At 59.7% G+C, this 2,410-nt stretch carries 3 protein-coding genes; 2 read left to right on the top strand and 1 reads right to left on the bottom strand.

The features are described from left to right. A partial coding sequence (locus tag D8V06_RS26445; RefSeq protein WP_130932119.1) for an EAL domain-containing protein occupies nt 1-768 on the top strand: 768 nt, incomplete at its 5' end. A 62-nt stretch (nt 769-830) separates the two neighbouring features. Beyond that, nucleotides 831-1,478 (top strand): peptide-methionine (S)-S-oxide reductase MsrA, encoded by a 648-nt coding sequence (msrA, locus tag D8V06_RS26450; protein WP_075947336.1) that lies wholly within the window; start codon nt 831-833, stop codon nt 1,476-1,478. Nucleotides 1,479-1,613: 135 nt separating this feature from the next. Here msrA and rlmJ read toward each other — a convergent pair whose 3' ends face one another. Further along, entirely contained in the window at nt 1,614-2,408 is a 795-nt protein-coding gene (gene rlmJ, locus D8V06_RS26455) for a 23S rRNA (adenine(2030)-N(6))-methyltransferase RlmJ (protein WP_130932116.1), read from the bottom strand. Nucleotides 2,409-2,410 lie beyond the last annotated feature (2 nt).

Consider the following 2,410-nt stretch of genomic DNA (forward strand, 5'->3'; position numbering starts at 1 on the left):
AACAACCTGCGCCGCGCCCTGACCCAGAACGAGCTGGACGTGTTCTACCAGCCCAAGCTTTGCCTGCGCAGCGGTCGACTGCTGGGCATGGAAGCGCTGCTGCGCTGGGACCATCCGGAAAAGGGCATGATCCGCCCGGACCAGTTCATCAGCGTCGCCGAAGAAACCGGCCTGATCATCCCGATCGGCAAATGGATCGCCCGCCAGGCCTGCCGCATGAGCAAGGCACTGACCGCTGCAGGGCTGGGTAATTTGCAGGTGGCGATCAACCTGTCACCCAAACAGTTCTCCGACCCGGACCTGGTGGCCTCCATCGCCAACATTCTCAAGGAAGAAGCATTGCCGGCGCACCTGCTGGAGCTGGAATTGACCGAAGGCCTGCTGCTGGAAGCCACCGAAGACACCCACTTGCAGCTCGACCAGCTCAAACGCCTGGGCCTGACGCTGGCAATGGACGACTTCGGCACCGGTTACTCGTCGCTCAGTTACTTGAAAAAATTCCCGATCGACATCATCAAGATCGATCGAAGCTTCATCCACGAAATCCCGGACAACCAGGACGACATGGAAATCACTTCCGCGGTGATCGCCATGGCGCACAACCTCAAGCTCAAGGTCGTGGCTGAAGGTATCGAGACGGCTGCGCAGCTGGCTTTCCTGCGTCGCCACCGCTGTGACGTCGGCCAGGGCTACCTGTTCGACCAGCCGATCCCCGGCGCCGAGCTGATCGAGAAGCTCAAACGCTACCCGCGCGGCCCAATCGCCTGACAGCGGGCCAACACTCGGGCAAACTGCACTTCTAAATATTCCAACGACTGAGGGGACTGATGATGGTTCTGCGCTCGGAAATTCTGGTGAACAAAAACGTGCTCCCTACCAAAGAACAAGCTCTGCCTGGCCGCGAAACCCCGATCAAGGTTCCGGACGAACACTTCGTCAACAAAAACCCGTTGCTGGGTCCGTTCCCCGGCAATGTCGAATTCGCCATCTTCGGCCTCGGCTGCTTCTGGGGCGCAGAGCGGCGTTTCTGGCAGCGTGAAGGCGTGTACAGCACAGCCGTGGGGTATGCCGGCGGCTACACGCCGAACCCGACCTATGAAGAAGTCTGCTCGGGGCTGACCGGCCACACCGAAGTGGTGCTGGTGGTGTACGAACCCGAGAAAGTCAGCTATGAAGAGCTGCTGAAGATGTTCTGGGAATTGCACAACCCGACTCAGGGCATGCGCCAGGGCAACGACATCGGCACTCAGTACCGTTCGGTGATCTACGCCACCAAACCGGAACAACTGGAAGCGGCGAAAAAAAGCGCGCAAGTGTTCCAGGTCGAACTGACCAAGGCCGGCAAAGGCATCATCACCACTGAAATCGACGAAGCCCCGACGTTCTATTACGCCGAGGCGTATCACCAACAGTATCTGGCGAAGAATCCGGAAGGCTATTGCGGGATTGGCGGCACTGGCGTGACTTGCCCGATCTGATTCAGCACAACCTCTGTACCCGATCGTTCCCACGCTCTGCGTGGGAATGCAGCCCGGAACGCTCCGCGGCCCAAAAGCGTGACGCAGAGCGTCACATGAGGCATTCCCACGCAGAGCGTGGGAACGATCATCGCCTCATTCGGCAATCAACCAATCCATCTGCCACCCACCCTGGGTCTGCCCCAGCTTCTGGGACAACCATGGCAGCAGTTCACGCAGTTCCTCTTCCAGCCCCCACGGCGGATTGGCGATTGCCAGACCGGAACCGTTCAGGCTGTTGGGCGTGTCCAGCGGATGCACCAGCAACTCCACGCGCAACAATTTCGGCGCGCCGGTGCCGGCCAGGTCCTGATAGAAACGGCGCAGTGCGCGCTGATCCTTCACCGGATACCAGATGGCCGCCACGGTTTGCCGCATACGGCCAATCGCCTCTTTCAACGAAGCCGCGCAACGCTGCATTTCATCGAGCTTTTCGAACGGCGGATCGATCAACATCACCGCACGCTTCTCTGGCACCGGCAGCAAGGCGCGCGACACATGCCAACCTTCGCCCAAGTGCACCTTCACGCGACGATCGCCCGCCATGTTGTCCTTGAGCAACAAGCCGTCTTGCGGGTGCTTTTCGTTGAGCAACACGCGATCCTGCTTACGCGTCAGACGTCGCGCCAATTCCGGCGAACCGGGGTAATAGCGCAACTGGCCATCCGGGTTCATCTCATGCAGCACCTGCATGTAGTCAGCGGTCAGGATCGGCAGATCCGGCTGATCCCACAAACGCGCAATGCCCTCCAGGTACTCACCGGTACGACTGGCCTGATCACCCTGAAGGTCATACAGACCGATGCCGGCGTGGGTATCGAGATAGGCAAACGGCTGTTCCTTGCGCGACATCAGGGCTATGAGGCGGGTCAAGGTCAGGTGTTTGAACACAT

It is taken from the genome of Pseudomonas sp. Sample_24, assembly GCF_004307605.1.
Taxonomy (GTDB): domain Bacteria; phylum Pseudomonadota; class Gammaproteobacteria; order Pseudomonadales; family Pseudomonadaceae; genus Aquipseudomonas.

What these genes read in the sequence shown, in the direction of transcription:
- msrA (WP_075947336.1), top strand. Translation starts at nt 831, where the DNA reads ATGGTTCTGCGCTCGGAAATTCTGGTGAACAAAAACGTGCTCCCTACC.